Raw genomic sequence first — 17577 nt, forward strand, 5'->3', positions numbered from 1 at the left:
ACCGGGTAGGGCACGGCCACTGTTTTATGTGGCCCAGGCGCCCTGCAGCCAGTCACGCACCTGGGCGTAGGGATAGTCCTCCAGCGCGGCGAAACCGGCCAGCTGGCGCGCCTTGAGCCTGGTGAACAGCGGCGTGCTGATGCCACAGAGGAAGCGCGTCAGGCATTCCCGACTCGGCACCTGCCCGGCGTGCTGCGCGTGCTTCTCGACGAACGCCGCGCACAGCGCCTGGGCATCACGCCCCTGCAGCGACGGCAGCTCCGGCGGAGCTGGCAGGACGGCGACGCGCCCCAGGCACACCGAGCAATGCCCACAGCGCTCGGGGGCCTGCTCGTCGCCGAAATACAGCGCCAGGCGTCGGCTCAGGCACTCACGGCTCTCGAACAGTCCCAGCATGGCCTGGATACGCGTGATCTCGCTGGCTTCGTGGGCAACGAAATGCGCATGCAGCTCAGCCGTCAGCGCTTCCAGGTCGAAGGCGCCATCGAGCACCGCGTAGACCTCGGTCATCTGCTTGCTTTCCAGTTCCAGCCAGCCCTTCTCCTGGAAGTAGTCCAGCGCCTTGACCACCCGCGCGCGCTCGGCGCCGTGCTCGCGGTAGAGCAGGTCGAAGTCCAGGGTGTTCCAGGTCCGCGCGCGACGCGAGCTGGAGAGAAGCGCTTCGACGAACTGCCGCCGCTCGCCCTCGAACTGCGCCAGCAACGCCTGGTCATCTAGCAGCAACTTGAAGCGATATTCGGCGAAGTAGGCATAGCGTGGCGCGATCACGCCACGCAGTTCGAGCTGCACCAGCAGGGTCTTCAGTGGCAATGCGCGGATGTTGCTCAGGTCCGCCAGCTGCCCGAGCATCAGCTCCCACTGCCCGCCCGTGCCGACGGCACGCAGATCCTCGAGCACCGCGCGAATGCCGCCGGGCTCCGGCGTATCGCCGTAGACGAAGTTCTCCAGCACGCTCAAGCCATCGCGACTGGCCAGCACCAGGCAGTCGGAAGGTTGGCCATCGCGCCCGGCACGGCCGATTTCCTGGCTGTAGTTCTCCACCGATTTGGGCAGGTCGAAGTGCACCACGTTGCGGATGTCACGCTTGTCGATGCCCATGCCGAAGGCGATGGTGGCGACGATGCACGCCAGCTCACCGGCCATGAAGCGCCGCTGGATCGCCTCACGCGCCTCATGGCCCATGCCGGCGTGGTAGGCACTGACCGCCAGCCCCTGTCCCTGCAGGTGCTCGGCGACCTGCTCGGCGGTTTTCTGCTGGGTGACGTAGACGATGCTCGCCTGCTCCCGGCGCGGCGACAGCCATTGCTGCAGGCGTTGCAGCCTGGCGCCGCCGGGCTGTGGCTCGACCAGCAGGTTGAGGTTGGCGCGGTAGAAACCGGTGGTGACCACATCGGCCTCGGCGATGGCGAACTTGTCGCGCATGTCGGCGATCACCCTGGGCGTGGCCGTGGCGGTCAGCAGCAGCACCTGGGCGATGCCGAACTGGCGCTGATAGTCCGGCAGCTTGAGGTAGTCCGGGCGGAAGTTGTGCCCCCATTCGGAGATGCAGTGCGCCTCATCGACCACCAACAGGGAAATCGGCACCTGGGCGATGAAATGGCGAAAGCGCTCGTTCTTCAGGCGCTCCACCGAGATCATCAGAATCTTCAGCTCGCCACTGCGCGCACGGTTCATCACCTGCTGGGCCTGCTCGCGGTCCTGCGCCGAGTCGATGCTGGCGGCGGCAATGCCATGGGCATGGAGGAAGGCCAGCTGATCCTGCATCAGCGCCAGCAGCGGCGAAATGACCAGGGTCAGGTGCGGCAGGTGCAGCGCCGGCAACTGATAGCACAGCGACTTGCCCGAACCGGTAGGAAAGATCGCCGCCGCCGAACGCCCCGCCAGCACGGCGCTGATCACCGCCTCCTGACCGGGGCGCAGGCGATCGAAGCCGAAGACACGTTTGAGGGTGGACATGCGCGATCACTCCTTTGAAATGCTTCAGGCGGCAGGCTGAGAGTCCCGTCGGTTACGGCGGGTTGCACTCGCCCCAGGGCGAAATGGCGATACGGGTCGTGCGCCTTGCGGCTACGAACCTCGTAGGGCGGGTGAACCCCGCCACATTGGCTACAAGCCTACTGCATTGACTGCGAGCCTGCGGACAACGGCCTTTGCTCCTGCCTGCAGCCCCAAAAAAAGAAACCGCCCGAAGGCGGTTTCTTTTGCTTGCACAGCGCTTACAGCTGCGGGCCGGCGCTCTTGATGGCGTCGCTGACATCGAACTTGGTGAAGTTGTCGATGAACAGCTTGGCCAGGCCCTTGGCGGCTTCGTCGTAGGCGTTCTTGTCTGCCCAGGTGTTGCGCGGGTTGAGCAGGTTGGTCTCGACGCCAGGTACCGACTTCGGCACGTCCAGGTTGATGATCGGCAGGTGCTCGGTCTCGGCACCGATCAGCGCACCGCTCTGGATCGCGGAGATCACGCCACGGGTGGTGGGGATGTTGAAACGCTTGCCGACGCCGTAGCCACCGCCGGTCCAGCCGGTGTTGACCAGGTAGACCTTGGAGCCGAAGGCGTTGATGCGCTTGATCAGCAGCTCGGCGTAGACGCCGGCCGGACGCGGGAAGAAGGGTGCGCCGAAGCAGGTGGAGAAGGTCGACTTGATGCCGCCGCCCGAACCCATTTCGGTGGAACCGACCAGCGCGGTGTAGCCGGACAGGAAGTGATAGGCCGCCTGCTCGTTATTGAGGATCGACACCGGCGGCAGTACGCCGGTCAGGTCGCAGGTCAGGAAGATCACGGCATTCGGCTCGCCGCCCAGGTTCTTCTCGCTGCGCTTCTCGACGTACTCCAGCGGGTAGGCCGCACGGCTGTTCTGGGTCAGGCTGTCATCGGCGTAATCCGGCGTGCGCTGCTCGTCGAGCACGACGTTTTCCAGCACGGTGCCGAACTGGATGGCTTTCCAGATCACCGGCTCGTTCTTCTCGGACAGGTCGATGCACTTGGCGTAGCAGCCGCCTTCGACGTTGAAGACCACACCCTCGCCCCAGCCGTGCTCGTCGTCACCGATCAGGTAACGCGACTCGTCGGCGGACAGGGTGGTCTTGCCGGTGCCGGACAGACCGAAGAACAGGGTCACGTCACCCTCTTCGCCGATGTTGGCAGCGCAGTGCATCGGCAGCACGTCTTTTTCCGGCAGCAGGAAGTTCTGCACGGAGAACATGGCCTTCTTCATTTCACCGGCGTAACGCATGCCGGCGATCAGCACCTTCTTGGCGGCGAAGTTGATGATCACGCAACCGTCGGAGTTGGTGCCATCACGCTCGGGCGAGCACTCGAAGTTGGCGACGTTGAGGATCTGCCACTGCTCCCGACCGGCCGGGTTGTAGGCCTCGGGATTGATGAACAGCTGGCGGCCGAACAGGTTCTGCCAGGCAGTCGCGGTGGTCATCTTCACCGGCAGGTAGTGAGCTTCGGCAGAGCCGACGTGCACGTGGGAGACGAAATGCTCCTGTGCATTGTTGAACGCCTCGACGCGATCCCAAAGGGCATCGAACTTGTCGGCCGGGAACGGACGGTTGATGTTGCCCCAGGCGATCTGCGCCTCGGTGCTCGGCTCCTGCACTATGAAACGGTCAGCCGGCGAGCGGCCGGTGCGATGGCCGGTGCGTACCACCAGGGCGCCATTGGCGGCCAGTTCCCCTTCACCACGGCGAATGGCTTCTTCGACCAGTTGCGCGGCGCTGATGTCGGTGTACACGGCGTTGTTGGCTTGCGTCATGAGGGTCCCCGTCGGCCGCTGGGCCGAGTCTTCCGAACGTTGTGTAGTCCAGGGGCAACTGGACTACACGGTAAAAAAGTCGCGGGAGTATGCCAGAAAAGCGAACTTCTTGGCATCCTCCGATCCGATAGAGAACTTCTATAAGGTGGAAAAGTTCATCAATGACGGGTCTGCGACGGCGCCTCGCTACCGGCCCCTGCGAACAGCTGGGCGATGTCCGCGGCGTCGAACAGGTAGCGCTCGTTGCAGAACTGGCAGTCGATCTCGACCTGGCCGCCCTGCTCGGCCAGCAGCAGCTCGGCATCGGCCTGGCCCAGGCTGATCAGGGCGCTGGCCGAGCGCTCACGCGAGCAGCTGCAACGGAACTGCAGCAGTTGCTCGTCGAACAGGCGCACGTTCTCTTCATGGTAGAGACGATGCAGCAGCGTCGGGTTGTCCAGGCCCAGCAGCTCTTCGGCGGTCAGGGTATCGGCCAGGGTCAGCACATGGTTCCAGCTTTCCTCGCGCTCCTGCGGCTCGGTCTGGTGATGCGCGGGCAACTGCTGCAGCAGCAGGCCACGGGCACGCTGGCCGTCGGCCTTGAGCCAGAAGCGCGTCGGCAGCTGTTCGGAGCTGGCGAAGTAGTTGCTCAGGCACTCGGCCAGGTCGACGCCGTCGAGGTCGACGATACCCTGGTAACGCTGGCCCTTGGCCGGGTCGATGGTGATCGCCAGCATGCCGTTGGGCATCAGGCTGTGCAGGTCGGCGTCCGCGCCGATCTGCTCGGCGTCGTAGCGGGCGATGCCACGCAGTTCGCGCGCGCTGGAGCACTCCACCATGAGCAGCGACAGCGGCCCTTCCGAGCGCGCCTGCAGCACCAGCAGGCCATCGAACTTGAGCGTGCCGACCAGCAGCGCGGCGGCCGCCATCATCTCGCCCAGCAGTTGCGCCACGGGCTGCGGGTAGGCATGCTTGGCCAGCACGTGAGCGTAGCTCTCGCGCAGCGCGACCATCTCACCACGCACGTCGGTGTCGTCGAACAGGAAACGTTGGCTGAAGTCGTTCATAGCGGCGGGCTCAGGGTCTGCAAAAAAAGGCTGGCGATTTTATGCACAAATGCCCGCACAACCAAGGGCCAGGCGCCGAGCGTCACCTGCGCGGAAGCCGGGGCCTGCTCTGAACCTGACCTGAACCGAGCACGGAGTCACATTGCATCCTGGCCATAAGGGTCTACCATGCGCGCGCTCGGGTAGAGCTGTCATATTTCTGCAAAGGGACTTCTCATGTCGACCGTCTTTCTCAATACGCAGTGGCGCGTGAAGCCCCTGCTGGCCTGCCATGTCGTCAGCCTGCTGCTGCTCGCCAGCTGGTTGTGGCAGCCGACGCGCCAGCTGTGGGACGCCTTCGATCTGCAGCTGTTCCACCTGCTCAACGACCCGGTGCATGCCGCCGGCGTGTGGGCGCACATCTGGGCCATCGGCAGCATGCGCCCGGTCGACGCCGGTGTCGGCGTGGTGATGCTGGCGGTGATGCTCAAGGCCGGCCTGGTGTTCGAAGGCCCGCAGGTGCGCCGCGCGCTCTACGCCTTCCTGGCGATGCTGATCGTGATGCTGCTGATCCGCGTGCTGTTTTCCGACCTCGTCGACTACATGGGCTGGCAACGCCAGAGCGCCTCGCTGGCCGTCGAAGGCAGTGCGCGCCTGACCGAGATGTTCCCGGCCTGGGAAGAACGCTGGGACCTGAAGGACAGCGCCAGCCGCAGCTTCCCTGGCGATCACGCCTCGGTGCTGATGATCTGGGCCTTCTTCCTCAGCTTCTTCGCCCGTGGCTGGCGCCTGGCGCTGGTCTGGGCCATTGCCGTGATCGGCATGCTGCCGCGCCTGGTGGCCGGTGCGCACTGGGGCTCGGATGCCTTCGTTGGCGGCGTGCTGCTGAGCCTGACCGGCCTGGCCTGGGGCTGCTTCACCCCGCTGGGCTACCGCGCCAGCGAGTGGCTGGAGAAGATCACCCTGCCGCTCACCTCGCGCCTGGCCAGGCTGCCGCTGCTCGGACGCATCAGCGTGGTCAGCGGACACTGACCGCGCCGCGCGCTATTCCTCGTCCGCCCAGGGGTGGCGCAAGCCGCCACCCTGCTGTTCGTTGAACTGCTGAATCTGCCGCCGCTGCTTCTTGCTCGGCCGGCCGTCGGTCTGCACGCCGATGGCCCCGGCCTTGCGCATCGCCGCAGCCTGCTCGCGGCGCGCGATGCTCTCGTCCGTCTCGCGATACAGCAACTGCGCCTCGGGCGCCCCCCGGCGCACCGTGGACAGCGCCAGCACCTGCACGGTGCGCTCGTCGAAGCCGGTGCGCAGCACGTACTCGTCACCGATCTTCGGCTCCTTGCCCGGCTTGCAGCGTTCCCCCCGGTGATGCACCTTGCCACCTTCTATGGCGGCCTTGGCCAGCGCCCGGGTCTTGTAGAAGCGTGCCGCCCACAGCCACTTGTCCAGGCGGACCTTGTCGTCGTCTTTCTCGCTCATCTCACTCTCTGAAGGGATTTCGCATTCGCCAAGCGCGGCAGATGCAGTTGTCACAGCACACAACTAGAATGCGCGGAATCATAGGCGCTGTCGCCTCAGGGGAATACCACTGCCTTGAAGACTTTCGACCAGCTCAGCGTGATCGGCCTGCGCGAGTGGATCAACCTGCCGGAGCTCGGCATCATCGGTTTGCGCGCCAAGATCGACACCGGCGCCAGCACGTCGAGCCTGCACGCCAGCGATATCCAGCCCTTTCAGCGCGACGGCGAGGACTGGGTGCGCTTCACCGCCTACCTCGGCACCCAGGTGCAGCGCCGCCACCGTTGCGAGGCGCAGCTGGTCTCGGTGAAGCGCATCAAGAGTTCCAATGGCCAGGCGCAGAGCCGCTACGTCATCCGTACCCACCTGGCCCTGGGCGATCGCCTGTGGCCGGTGGAGTTCACCCTGGCCTGCCGCAAGACCATGCGTTATCGCGTACTGCTCGGTTCCAAGGCGCTGATCACCGGCCAACTGGTGGTCAATCCGGCACTCAGCTATGTGCAGGAAAAACCCTCTCTCTCCTCGTCCCTTCCAGGTGCCCAATGAAGATCGCCGTGCTGTCGCGCAACCCGCGTCTGTATTCAACCCGCCGTCTGGTGGAGGCCGGTCAGCAACGGGGCCATGACATGCAGGTGATCGACACCCTGCGCGCCTACATGAACATCGCCAGCCACAAGCCGCAGATCCACTACCGTGGCCAGGCGCTGGAGGGCTTCGACGCGGTCATTCCACGCATCGGCGCCTCGGTGACCTTCTATGGCTGCGCGGTCCTGCGCCAGTTCGAGATGATGGGCGTCTACCCGCTCAACGAGTCGGTGGCCATCAGCCGCTCGCGGGACAAGCTGCGCGCACTGCAGCTGCTGTCGCGCAAGGGCATCGGCCTGCCGGTGACCGGTTTCGCCCACTCGCCGGACGACATTCCCGACCTGATCCAGATGGTCGGCGGCGCACCGCTGGTGATCAAGGTGCTGGAAGGCACCCAGGGCATGGGCGTGGTGCTGGCCGAGACGCACAAGGCCGCCGAATCGGTGATCGAGGCCTTCCTCGGCCTCAAGCAGGACATCATGGTCCAGGAGTACATCCAGGAGGCAGGCGGCGCCGACATCCGCTGCTTCGTGGTCGGCGACAAGGTGATCGCGGCGATGAAGCGCCAGGCCAAGGCCGGCGAGTTCCGCTCCAACCTGCACCGTGGCGGCAGCGCCAGCCTGATCAAGATCACCCCGGAAGAACGCATGACCGCCGTGCGCGCCGCCCGCGTCATGGGCCTGAACGTGGCCGGGGTGGACATCCTGCGCTCCAACCACGGCCCGCTGGTGATGGAGGTGAACTCCTCGCCAGGCCTGGAAGGCATCGAAACCACCACCGGCAAGGACGTGGCCGGCATGATCATCCAGTACCTGGAGAAGAACGCCGAGCCCGGCCAGACCCGCACCAAGGGCCGCGGATGAGCCCTGCGTTCGACGGCCGCGTGGCGCTGATCGCTCCGGCAGCGGCGCTTGCCGAAGATGTGCTCGAAGCGACCCTGGCGCAGCTCGACGTCCTGGGTATCCGCTACCACCTGGGCCGGCACGTGCGCGCTCGGCACCGCTACCTGGCCGGCACGCCGGAGCAGCGCCTGGAAGACCTGCACCAGGCCTTCGCCCTGCCCGACATCGATGCCGTCTGGTGCCTGCGTGGCGGCTACGGCTGCGCGCAGCTGGTGGCCGACATCGACTGGGCCCTGCTGCGCCAGGCCAGCCCACGCCCGCTGATCGGCTTCTCCGATCTGTCGATCCTGCTCGACGCCTTCCGCCAGCATGGCCTGCCGGCCATTCACGGCCCGGTGGCCAGCGCCCTCGGGCACCAGGCGCTGGCGGCGCCAGGTGGCCAGCGCGAGCGCCTGGCCTCGATGCAGGCGCTGTGGCGCCTGCTCGACGGGCAACCGCAGGAACTGCCCGTGCGCCATATCAGCGGCCCTGCGCAGCACCTCGAGGGCCGCCTGCAGGGCGGCAATCTCACGGCACTGGCCAGTGCCTGCGGCAGCACAGCGCAGCTGCACCTGATGGACGATGCCATCCTGATCCTGGAGGACGTCGGCGAACCCTACTACCGCCTGGAGCGCAGCCTCTGGCAGTTGCTCCAGAGTTTCGCCGGGCGACGCCCGCGTGCGGTGTGCCTCGGCGGCTTCACCGACTGCCCGCGACGCGGCGTGCACCACAGCCTGGAGCAGATCTTCAGCGAATACCTGACGCCGCTGGGCATCGCGCTCTACAGCGAGCTGCCCAGCGGGCACGGCGACAGCAACTTCCCCTGGCCCTGCGGCCAGCAGGCGCGCCTGGGCGGCAACCGCCTCAGCTGGTGACGCGGCTGTCCATCCAGGCGAGAAACTCGGCCTCGGCCATGGGCCGGCCGAACAGATAGCCCTGGCCCAGCGTGCAGGCCTGCTCGCGTAGCAACTGCAACTGGCTGTCGCGCTCGATGCCTTCGGCCACGCACTCCAGGCCCAGGTTGCGCGCGATCATCAGGATGGTCTGCACCAGCATGCGCCCGCTGCTGTCGCCATCGAGGTCGGCGACGAAACTGCGGTCGATCTTCAGGCGATCCAGCGGCAGGCGCTTGAGGTAGGTGAGCGACGAATAGCCGGTGCCGAAGTCATCGATGGCGAAACGCACGCCCTGCTCCTTGAGCCGCTGCATGTTGCCGATGCAGCGCTCGACGTCCTCGAGCAGCACGCCTTCGGTGATCTCCAGCTCCAGTGCCTGCGCCGGCACGCCATGCCGCTGCAGGCAGGCCTCGACGCGTTCCACGCACTCGCTCTGGCGCAGCTCGCGCGGGCTGAGGTTGACCGCCAGCACCAGCTGCGGCCACTGCGTCTGCCAGCGCGCCAGCGCCGCGCAGGCCTGCTCCAGCACCCACTGGCCGATCTCCTGGATCAGGCCGGTTTCCTCGGCCAGGGGGATGAACTGGTCCGGGCCGATCTCGCCGCGCTCGGGGTGCATCCAGCGCAGCAGCACCTCGGCACCGGCAACGGAGTCGTCGGCCAGCATCAGCTGCGGCTGGAACACCAGCTGCAACTGCTGGCGGGCGAGTGCCTGGCGCAGCTCGCTCTGCAGCTGCAGGCGCTGGTCGATGGCCGCCTGCATCTCCGGGGCAAAGAAATGCAGGGCGTTGCGCCCGGCGTGCTTGGCCCGGTACATCGCCGTGTCGGCCTGTTTGAGAATGTCCGAGGCCTGCTGCAACCCCAGCGGGTGCAGGGCGATCCCGATGCTGGCGCTGATCGCCAGCTCATGCCCATCGATCAGGCAACTGCCCTGCAGGCCCCGGAGCAGCTTCTCGCCAACCGCCGCCGCATGCTCGGCCACGGCCTTGGGCTCCTGGCCGAGGGCCTCGAGCAGGACCACGAACTCGTCACCGCCGAGACGGGCGAGGGTGTCCTCGGTGCGCAACTCGCCCGCCAGGCGGGTGGTGACCTCGCAGAGCAAGGCATCGCCGACCAGATGGCCGAGGCTGTCATTGACCGTCTTGAAGTGATCGAGATCGATGAACAGCAACGCGCCCAGGCTGCCCTCGCGGTGCTCGCGGTCCATGGCGTGCTGCAGACGGTCGAGCAGCAGCCGGCGGTTGGGCAGGCCCGTCAGCTCGTCGCTGTAGGCCAGGCGCTCGATCTCGCGCTGGTAGCGCTGGCGCTCGGAGATGTCGGTGACGCTGGCGCGGATCAGCAGCTGCTCGCCCGGCATGCGCACCAGACGCACCTCGCAGGGTAACTGACGACCGGCGCTGTCGCGGTGGTTCCACTCGAACACCGGTGCCTCGCCCTCGATGGCGCGCTTCAGGTACTCCTGGCCGGCCCGCGAGGACAGCCGCCCGTCGCCCTGGCGCAGCGGACTGATGCTCTGGATCGAGCGCCCGAGCAGCTCCTCGCGGCGATAGCGGAACAGCTGCAAGGCGTTCTCGTTGAACTCGACGATGCCGCCATCGGGGCTGAACAGCAGAATGGCCTCGGGGGCGTGCTCGACCAGGGTGCGGTAGCGCGCCTCGGCCTCGCGCCGTGCGCTGATGTCCTCGACCAGCAGCAGGAACAGGGTCGGACGACCGCCAGTGCCACGCACGACGCTCAGGCTGACGCGGGTGTAGACCACCTGGCCATCGCCGCGCAGGAAGCGCTTGTCCATCTCGAAACCGTCGCTGGAGCCCTGCAGCACGGGTTCCAGCCGCGACTGCTCCGTCGGCAGGTCGCCCGGGTGCGACAGCTGCTGCCAGGAGCTGGCGAGGAGTTCGTCGCGCTCCAGCCCGAGGATGTTGCACAGCTTCTGGTTGACCTCTTCCCAGCCGAACGACTGAGTCGTCAGCGCCATGCCGATCAGCGGCGCCTCGAAGAACAGGCGCAGGCGCTCGTCGCGCTCACGCAGTTGCGACTCCGCGCGCTTGCGTTCGCTGATGTCCTGCACCACGCCGTAGATGCGTACCAGGGTGCCGTCGGCATCACGCTCGGGAATCCCGCGCAGGCGCACCAGCCGGCCGCCCAGGCGCGCGACCAGGCGCGCCTCGACGTCCAGCTCCTCGACCCCGCCCAGCGCAGCCTGCAGGGTCTGCATGATCAGCGCCTGGCTCGGCGTGTCGTAGTAGTCGAGCGCCTGTTGCAGGTCGGGCGGGCCCTGCTGGATGTCGCGTTCGACGATGCGGTAGCAGCCCTCGCTCCAGAACATGCCGTAGTCGCTGAGCTCCAGCACCCAGCCGCCCAGGTTGGCGATGTCCTCGGTCTGAGTGAACAGATGACTCTGGCGCAGCATGGCCAGCCGTTGCCGCTCGACCTGCGCCGCCAGTTCCTCGCGCTCGCTGACATCGTGCTGCAGGCCAACGAAATGACTGATGCCCTGCTCGTCGCGCATCGGGGCCAGCACCACCTCGTTCCAGAAGCGACTGCCATCCTTGCGCACGTTGCGTACCACGGCCTGTGCGGCGCGCCCTTCGCGCAGCGCCGTACGCAGCTTCTGCAGGCCATGCTGGTTGTGTTCATCGCCGGCCAGGAACAGGCACTCGCGCCCCTCGGCCTCGGCGGCGGAGTAACCGGTGATCTGGGTGAAGGCCGGGTTGCAGTAGACCAGCGGCATGTCGGCCTGCCGCGCATCCGCGATGGTCACCCCGAGCGGGCTGGCTTCCATCGCCAGGTTGGCGCGCGCCAGTTGCTGCTGTATCTGCGCGCTGAGTGCCAGGGTCTGGCGCAGGTCGCTCAGCGCCCGGCCCACCAGCAGGACCGCGCCCATCAGCAGGAGGACAGCCAGCTGCAACTGGTTGCGCTGCAGGTCCAGGTCCTCCTGACCGAGGCTGGTACGCAGCAGGGGCAGCACCAGGGTCGCGCAATAGCCGAGGATGACGCCGTACAGGGCGCCGACGAACGCATGGCGCAGCGCCAACACCAGCATGCTGATGCCCAGTACCGGCAGGGCGAGCAGCAACGGCAGGCTGCCCAGCAACACCAGCAGCAGCACGAATACGCCCACGGCGAGCAACCAGGCGGACGGCGAGGCACTGAGCAACGAGGTCGTCCCGGGCGTCTCGGCCCATTTGCGCAGCCAGCCACGCGCGCGCAACAGCGGCGTGGCGAAGGCCAGCAGCGGCGCACACAGGGCGAGCAGGTTGATCGCGTCGGTCAGCCAGATCGACAGGCTGGCCAGCGCCCAGCGCTCGCCGATCTGCAGGCCGGTCAGCCACAGGTTGGTCTGCAGCCCGAGGGCCAGCAGGGTGGCGGGCACCAGTACACCAAGGGCGAAGAAACGCAGCAGATCCGACAGGCGCCCCAACGCGGGGTCGAAGACCTGCCGCTGCAGCAACCACCAGCCCAGGGCGACCGCCGCCGTTTCCGGCAAGGCATAGAGCGGCGCCCACTGCCAGGGCAGGCCCCACAACGGCACGCTGAACAGGGCGTTGAGGTAGAGCGCCGGCAACACCCGCGGCCCCCACCAGAGGCACAGCGTCAGGCCGAGCACCAGCGGCAGGTAGCACAGCGCCACGCCATCGTTCAGGCGGGTTGCCAGGGATATCCAGGTGCCCAGGTGAAAGATCGGCAGCGGCAGCCACCAGGTCCAGCTGGGCAGGCGGTCAGGGAAGGCGGCGGACATGCGGGCCTCGAATCGATTCGCAGGCACAGCATAGCCCAGCGCCAGAGCGCTTGGCAGCGTATTGCCAGCACGCCGCCGCCGGGCAGGCCGCTCAGCTACACCGCGTCACGCGGCAGCAGCAGGCCGAGGGGCAGCCGCACGCGCGCCTCGAGGCCACCGCCGCTGCGGTTGCGCAGCTCGACACTGCCACCATGCAGGGCCGCGATGCGCTTGACGATGGCCAGGCCGAGACCGGTGCCCCGCCCGCCACGCGCCCGGTCACCGCGAATGAAAGGGTTGAAGATGCTGTCCAGTTCGGTCGGATCAATGCCGTTGCCACGGTCGAGGACGCTCAGCACCACATAGGGCGCGCTGTGGTCACCGGCCAGGCTGGCAACCACCTCCACGGCATCGCCGCCGCCATGATTGAGCGCGTTCTCCACCAGGTTGGTGAGCAGCCGCTTGGTCGAGACGCGGCGCAGCGGGAAGGGAGGAATCGGCTCCAGGCACAGGCGAACACGCTCGCCGCCCTGGTTGTAGGGCGCCAGGGTTTCACGCACCAGCTCGGGGAAGTCCGCCTCCTCCACCGGCTCGTCGCGTCCGTCGCGGATGAAGGCGAGGAACTGATCGAGAATCGCGTCCATGTCCTCGATGTCGCGCACCATGTCCTCGGTTTCCGCATCGTTCTGCATGAACTCCAGGGCCAGGCGCAGGCGGGTCAGTGGCGTGCGCAGGTCATGCGAGACGCCCGCCAGCATCAGCTCGCGTTCACGCCCGGCCTGCTCGACGTCCTCGGCCATCTGGTTGAAGGCGCGATAGACCTCGGTCATCTCGCTGGGCGTGTCGCTGATCGGCAGGCGCACGCTACGCCCCTGGCCCAGCTGGCGAGCCGCGTAAACCAGACGCTTGAGCGGTGCGCTGAGCTGGCGCACGAAGATCCAGGCGGCGGCGGTGGACAGCAGGCCGATGCCGAGGAACCAGCCCAGCACGCTCCAGATGCGCTGGCCACGCAGCGGATGCGGGTACATCGGCACGCGCACCCAGCCGTCGCCGAGGCTGGGGGCATGCACCCACAGCGCAGGCGGTGTGGTGGCACGCACCCGGGTGTCGGTGTCGGGACCGAGCTCGGTCTGCATCTGCCGCTGGAAGATCTCGCTGTAGGGCCAGTGCTGTTCGCTGGCCGGCACCTTGTCACGCGGGATGCGCTTGAGCCCTGCCGCCTGGGCGATGTGGTCGCGGTCATCGGGGTTGGCCGCCCAGTAGGCGCGCAGGGTCAGCGCCGCACCATGGCTGTACTGGCGGTCGACCAGCACGTCCTCGTTCATCATCAGATAAACCAGCGTCAGCGCCTTGGAGAAGAGCACGACCACCAGCACCAGCCAGAGGGTGCGGGCGAAGAAGCTTTGCGGGAACCAGACGGGAGTCTTCACGAGCGGCAAGCCTCAAGCTGCAAGCCGCAAGAAGAAGCCGCCCAACCTCCGATCACCTGCAGCGTGTGACTGGCAGCGTGCAACTTCACTTATTGCCATCCGGCACGAACACGTAGCCCACACCCCAGACGGTCTGGATATAACGCGGCTTGGACGGGTCCGGCTCGATCAGGCGGCGCAGGCGGCTGATCTGCACATCGATGGAGCGCTCCAGCGCATCCCACTCGCGGCCACGCGCCAGGTTCATCAGCTTGTCCCGCGTCAGCGGCTCGCGCGCGTGCTGCACCAGGGCCTTGAGCACGGCGAACTCACCGGTGGTGAGCATGTGCACTTCGTCGCCTTTCTTCAGTTCGCGCGTGGCCAGGGACAACTCGTAGTCGCCGAAGCTGACGCTCTCGTCCTCGGAGCCCGGCGCGCCCGGCACCACGGGCGCCTGGCGGCGCAGCACGGCCTTGATCCGCGCCAGCAGCTCACGCGGGTTGAAGGGTTTGGCCAGGTAATCGTCGGCGCCCAGTTCCAGGCCCTGGATACGGCTCGACTCATCACCCTTGGCGGTGAGCATGATGATCGGGATCTGGTTGTTCGACTCACGCAGACGACGGCAGGCGGACAGGCCATCCTCGCCCGGCAGCATCAGGTCGAGCACCACCAGATTGAACAGTTCGCGCGCCAGCAGACGATCCATCTGCTCGACGTTCTCCACCGCACGTACCCGGTAGCCCTGCTCGTCGAAGAAGCGCTCGAGCAGGCGGCGCAGACGGGCGTCATCATCGACGATGAGGATCTTCTCGCCTTCGGCGGCGGGGGCGGACTGGGTCATGGCGTCTCCTTGGACAGCCGTACGATGGACGGCGAGTGGCGGCATTATCGCTCAGGCGCATGGATGGGCGCCTTAGCCATTGTTAGCAGATTTTTCCCCGAACGGTTCTCAGCGTCGGTGGATGCGGTGTTTATAATGCGCCGCTTTCGTATCTGGCCGCCCTGGCGCGGCCGCCTTGTCGTACCAGCGTGGGTAGCACTATATGGACAGCATCAACAACCGCATCGCCGAAGAACTGGGCGTGCGCCCGCAACAGGTTGCCGCCGCCGTGGCCCTGCTCGACGAAGGCTCCACCGTGCCCTTCATCGCCCGCTACCGTAAGGAAGTGACCGGCAGCCTCGACGACACCCAGCTGCGCCACCTGGAAGAGCGCCTGCGCTACCTGCGCGAGCTGGACGAGCGTCGCGGGGCGATCCTCGCCAGCATCGAGGAACAGGGCAAGCTGACCGCGGAACTCAAGCGCGAGATCGACCTGGCCGACACCAAGACGCGCCTCGAAGACCTCTACCTGCCGTACAAGCAGAAGCGCCGCACCAAGGGCCAGATCGCCCTGGAAGCCGGCCTCGGCGAGCTGGCCGACGCACTGTTCAACGACCCGAACCTGACCCCCGAGCAGGAAGCCGAGCGCTTCATCGACGCCGAGAAGGGCTTCGCCGACGTCAAGGCCGTGCTCGAAGGCGCCAAGTACATCCTCATGGAGCGCTTCGCCGAGGATGCCGCGCTGCTCGACAAGCTGCGCAGCTTCCTCAAGGACAACGCCACCCTCAGCGCCCGCCTGGTGCCCGGCAAGGAAAACGAAGGGGCCAAGTTCAGCGACTACTTCGAACACGACGAAGCGCTCAAGGGCGTGCCGTCGCACCGCGCGCTGGCGATCTTCCGCGGGCGCAACGAAGGCATCCTCAGTGCCAGCCTGAAGGTCGGTGAAGAACTGCCCGGCACCCTGCACCCGTGCGAGCTGATGATCGGCGAGCGCTTCGGCCTCGCGAACAAGGGTCGCGCCGCCGACAAGTGGCTGGCCGAGGTGGTGCGCTGGACCTGGAAGGTCAAGCTGTACAACCACCTGGAAACCGACCTGCTCGGCGAGCTGCGCGAGAAGGCCGAGGACGAGGCGATTTCCGTGTTCGCCCGCAACCTGCACGACCTGCTGCTGGCCGCGCCGGCCGGCCCGCGTGCCACCCTGGCACTGGACCCCGGCCTGCGCACCGGCTGCAAGGTGGCCGTGGTCGATGCCACCGGCAAGGTGCTGGACACCGCCACCGTCTACCCGCACGCGCCGCGCAACGACTGGGACGGCACCCTGGCGACCCTGGCCAAGCTGTGCGCCAAGCATGGCGTCGACCTGATCTCCATCGGCAACGGCACCGCCAGCCGCGAGACCGACAAGCTGGCCGCCGAGCTGATCAAGAAGGTACCGGGCCTGAAGCTGACCAAGGTGATGGTCTCCGAGGCCGGCGCCTCGGTGTACTCGGCCTCCGAGCTGGCCGCCCGCGAATTCCCCGATCTCGACGTGTCGCTACGCGGCGCAGTCAGCATCGCCCGTCGCCTGCAGGACCCGCTGGCCGAGTTGGTGAAGATCGACCCGAAATCCATCGGCGTCGGCCAGTACCAGCACGACGTGTCGCAGCTCAAGCTGGCACGCTCGCTGGATGCCGTGGTCGAGGACTGCGTGAACGCCGTCGGCGTGGACGTGAACACCGCGTCCGCCGCACTGCTGGCGCGCATCTCCGGCCTCAACGCGACCCTGGCGCAGAACATCGTGCAATACCGTGACGCCAATGGCGCGTTCGCCTCGCGCGCCGCGCTGAAGAAGGTGCCGCGCCTGGGCGACAAGACCTTCGAGCAGGCCGCCGGCTTCCTCCGCGTGATGAACGGCGACAACCCGCTGGACGCCTCGGCGGTGCACCCGGAAACCTACCCCCTGGTGGAACGTATCGCCCAGGACACCAGCCGCGACATCCGCTCGCTGATCGGCGACTCGGGCTTTCTCAAGCGCCTCGACCCGGCCAAGTTCACCGACGAGCGCTTCGGCCTGCTCACCGTCGGCGACATCCTCAAGGAGCTGGACAAGCCGGGGCGCGACCCGCGTCCGGAGTTCAAGACCGCCGAGTTCCAGGAAGGCGTCGAGACCCTGGCCGACCTCAAGCCCGGCATGGTGCTCGAAGGCGTGGTGACCAACGTGACCAACTTCGGCGCCTTCGTCGACATCGGTGTGCACCAGGACGGCCTGGTGCATATCAGCGCGCTGTCGGAGAAGTTCATCAAGGACCCGCACGAAGCGGTCAAGACCGGCGACGTGGTCAAGGTCAAGGTGATGGAAGTGGACATCCCGCGTAACCGCATCGGCCTGTCCATGCGCATGGGCGACACGCCCGGCGAGAAGGTCGAGGGCGCACGCGGCGGCCAGCGTGGCAACGGCAACCGTGGCGGCAACACGCCGCGCAGCGAGCGTCACTCCAGCCAGGACAAGCCGGCCCCGGCCACCGGCGGCATGGCAGCGCTGTTCGCCAACGCCAAGCAGCTCAAGCGATGAGCGGCAAGCAGGAGGTAGGCGCGAGCAGCGCCTTCTCCCGCCTGCTCGGGCTGGAGATCCTGCAGGTCGGCGGCGGCGAGGCGCGCATCCGCCTGGCCCTGACCGATGACCTGCGCAACCTGCACGGCAAGCTGCATGGCGGCGCGCTGTTCTCGCTGATCGACACCGCCATGGGCCAGGCCAGCCACAGCCTGGGCGACGGCGGCCCGAGCAGCGTCACGCTGGAATGCAAGATCAACTACATCCGCCCGGTTTCCGACGGCAGCGTGCTGTGCCATGCCAAGGTCCTGCACGCCGGCCGCCGCACCCAGGTGGTCGAAGCCGAGGTCTGGCAGGACGACAAGCTGGTCGCCAAGGCACAAGGCACCTTCGCCTGCGTGTAATCCGCGCTGAGCGAACTCGTCTACTGTGGGTGAAACTGTGCC

The 17577-nt window shown here is 67.0% G+C and carries 13 protein-coding genes; 6 read left to right on the top strand and 7 right to left on the bottom strand.

The features are described from left to right. Positions 1-24 precede the first annotated feature (24 nt). The 3 genes from E4487_RS10455 to hslO all read right to left on the bottom strand — a co-directional run bounded on the left by E4487_RS10455 (position 25) and on the right by hslO (position 4804). Complete coding sequence (locus tag E4487_RS10455) at positions 25-1956, bottom strand: ATP-dependent DNA helicase RecQ (protein WP_175253298.1); 1932 nt, start codon at positions 1954-1956, stop codon at positions 25-27. Between the two features lie 260 nt (positions 1957-2216). Continuing rightward, positions 2217-3758, bottom strand: a complete 1542-nt coding sequence (locus tag E4487_RS10460; protein ID WP_134678155.1) for a phosphoenolpyruvate carboxykinase — start codon at positions 3756-3758, stop codon at positions 2217-2219. A 158-nt stretch (positions 3759-3916) separates the two neighbouring features. Then, the gene (gene hslO, locus E4487_RS10465) at positions 3917-4804 is read right to left on the bottom strand and encodes an Hsp33 family molecular chaperone HslO (RefSeq protein ID WP_037050218.1); all 888 of its coding nucleotides are present in this window, start codon (positions 4802-4804) and stop codon (positions 3917-3919) included. Positions 4805-5020: 216 nt separating this feature from the next. On the opposite strand from hslO, the gene E4487_RS10470 reads away from it, so the two are divergent. Continuing rightward, on the top strand, positions 5021-5815 hold the full coding sequence (locus tag E4487_RS10470) for a phosphatase PAP2 family protein (protein ID WP_175253299.1): 795 nt from the start codon (positions 5021-5023) through the stop codon (positions 5813-5815). 12 nt (positions 5816-5827) lie between these two features. Here the strand turns inward: E4487_RS10470 and E4487_RS10475 are convergent, their stop codons facing one another. Beyond that, positions 5828-6256 carry an RNA-binding S4 domain-containing protein gene (locus E4487_RS10475; protein WP_037050222.1) on the bottom strand — a complete coding sequence of 143 codons (429 nt, stop codon included), beginning with the start codon at positions 6254-6256 and terminating at the stop codon, positions 5828-5830. Between the two features lie 147 nt (positions 6257-6403). Here E4487_RS10475 and E4487_RS10480 point away from each other — a divergent pair, with 147 nt between their 5' ends. Genes E4487_RS10480 through E4487_RS10490 form a run of 3 tightly spaced genes read left to right on the top strand, consistent with a single transcriptional unit; the run spans position 6404 to position 8636 of the window. Next, positions 6404-6841 (top strand): ATP-dependent zinc protease, encoded by a 438-nt coding sequence (locus tag E4487_RS10480; protein ID WP_167494399.1) that lies wholly within the window; start codon positions 6404-6406, stop codon positions 6839-6841. After that, positions 6838-7743, top strand: a complete 906-nt coding sequence (rimK, locus tag E4487_RS10485; RefSeq protein WP_037050224.1) for a 30S ribosomal protein S6--L-glutamate ligase — start codon at positions 6838-6840, stop codon at positions 7741-7743. The genes E4487_RS10480 and rimK overlap by 4 nt, the downstream gene beginning before the upstream one ends. Continuing rightward, positions 7740-8636, top strand: a complete 897-nt coding sequence (locus E4487_RS10490; protein ID WP_175253300.1) for an LD-carboxypeptidase — start codon at positions 7740-7742, stop codon at positions 8634-8636. Before rimK ends, E4487_RS10490 begins: the two co-directional genes overlap by 4 nt. On the opposite strand, the gene E4487_RS10495 is transcribed toward E4487_RS10490, so the two are convergent. The 3 genes from E4487_RS10495 to ompR all read right to left on the bottom strand — a co-directional run bounded on the left by E4487_RS10495 (position 8626) and on the right by ompR (position 14622). Further along, complete coding sequence (locus E4487_RS10495) at positions 8626-12393, bottom strand: EAL domain-containing protein (protein WP_175253301.1); 3768 nt, start codon at positions 12391-12393, stop codon at positions 8626-8628. The two genes, E4487_RS10490 and E4487_RS10495, sit on opposite strands and share 11 nt — an antisense overlap. Before the next feature lie 95 nt (positions 12394-12488). Next, the gene (locus E4487_RS10500) at positions 12489-13802 is read right to left on the bottom strand and encodes an ATP-binding protein (RefSeq protein WP_037050228.1); all 1314 of its coding nucleotides are present in this window, start codon (positions 13800-13802) and stop codon (positions 12489-12491) included. Positions 13803-13887: 85 nt separating this feature from the next. Next, positions 13888-14622, bottom strand: a complete 735-nt coding sequence (ompR, locus tag E4487_RS10505; RefSeq protein WP_037050229.1) for a two-component system response regulator OmpR — start codon at positions 14620-14622, stop codon at positions 13888-13890. Positions 14623-14824: 202 nt separating this feature from the next. On the opposite strand from ompR, the gene E4487_RS10510 reads away from it, so the two are divergent. Next, positions 14825-17152 carry a Tex family protein gene (locus tag E4487_RS10510; RefSeq protein ID WP_175253302.1) on the top strand — a complete coding sequence of 776 codons (2328 nt, stop codon included), beginning with the start codon at positions 14825-14827 and terminating at the stop codon, positions 17150-17152. Next, positions 17149-17535 (top strand): PaaI family thioesterase, encoded by a 387-nt coding sequence (locus E4487_RS10515; RefSeq protein WP_051800559.1) that lies wholly within the window; start codon positions 17149-17151, stop codon positions 17533-17535. Before E4487_RS10510 ends, E4487_RS10515 begins: the two co-directional genes overlap by 4 nt. Positions 17536-17577 lie beyond the last annotated feature (42 nt).

The organism is Pseudomonas sp. BMW13, from assembly GCF_013357275.1.
GTDB lineage: Bacteria > Pseudomonadota > Gammaproteobacteria > Pseudomonadales > Pseudomonadaceae > Aquipseudomonas > Aquipseudomonas khazarica.

Excerpts from the sequence above, each read along its gene's own strand:
- E4487_RS10455 (WP_175253298.1), bottom strand. The coding sequence starts at position 1,956 with ATGTCCACCCTCAAACGTGTCTTCGGCTTCGATCGCCTGCGCCCCGGT.
- E4487_RS10460 (WP_134678155.1), bottom strand. The coding sequence starts at position 3,758 with ATGACGCAAGCCAACAACGCCGTGTACACCGACATCAGCGCCGCGCAA.
- hslO (WP_037050218.1), bottom strand. The coding sequence starts at position 4,804 with ATGAACGACTTCAGCCAACGTTTCCTGTTCGACGACACCGACGTGCGT.
- E4487_RS10470 (WP_175253299.1), top strand. The coding sequence starts at position 5,021 with ATGTCGACCGTCTTTCTCAATACGCAGTGGCGCGTGAAGCCCCTGCTG.
- E4487_RS10475 (WP_037050222.1), bottom strand. The coding sequence starts at position 6,256 with ATGAGCGAGAAAGACGACGACAAGGTCCGCCTGGACAAGTGGCTGTGG.
- rimK (WP_037050224.1), top strand. The coding sequence starts at position 6,838 with ATGAAGATCGCCGTGCTGTCGCGCAACCCGCGTCTGTATTCAACCCGC.
- E4487_RS10490 (WP_175253300.1), top strand. The coding sequence starts at position 7,740 with ATGAGCCCTGCGTTCGACGGCCGCGTGGCGCTGATCGCTCCGGCAGCG.
- E4487_RS10495 (WP_175253301.1), bottom strand. The coding sequence starts at position 12,393 with ATGTCCGCCGCCTTCCCTGACCGCCTGCCCAGCTGGACCTGGTGGCTG.
- ompR (WP_037050229.1), bottom strand. The coding sequence starts at position 14,622 with ATGACCCAGTCCGCCCCCGCCGCCGAAGGCGAGAAGATCCTCATCGTC.
- E4487_RS10510 (WP_175253302.1), top strand. The coding sequence starts at position 14,825 with ATGGACAGCATCAACAACCGCATCGCCGAAGAACTGGGCGTGCGCCCG.
- E4487_RS10515 (WP_051800559.1), top strand. The coding sequence starts at position 17,149 with ATGAGCGGCAAGCAGGAGGTAGGCGCGAGCAGCGCCTTCTCCCGCCTG.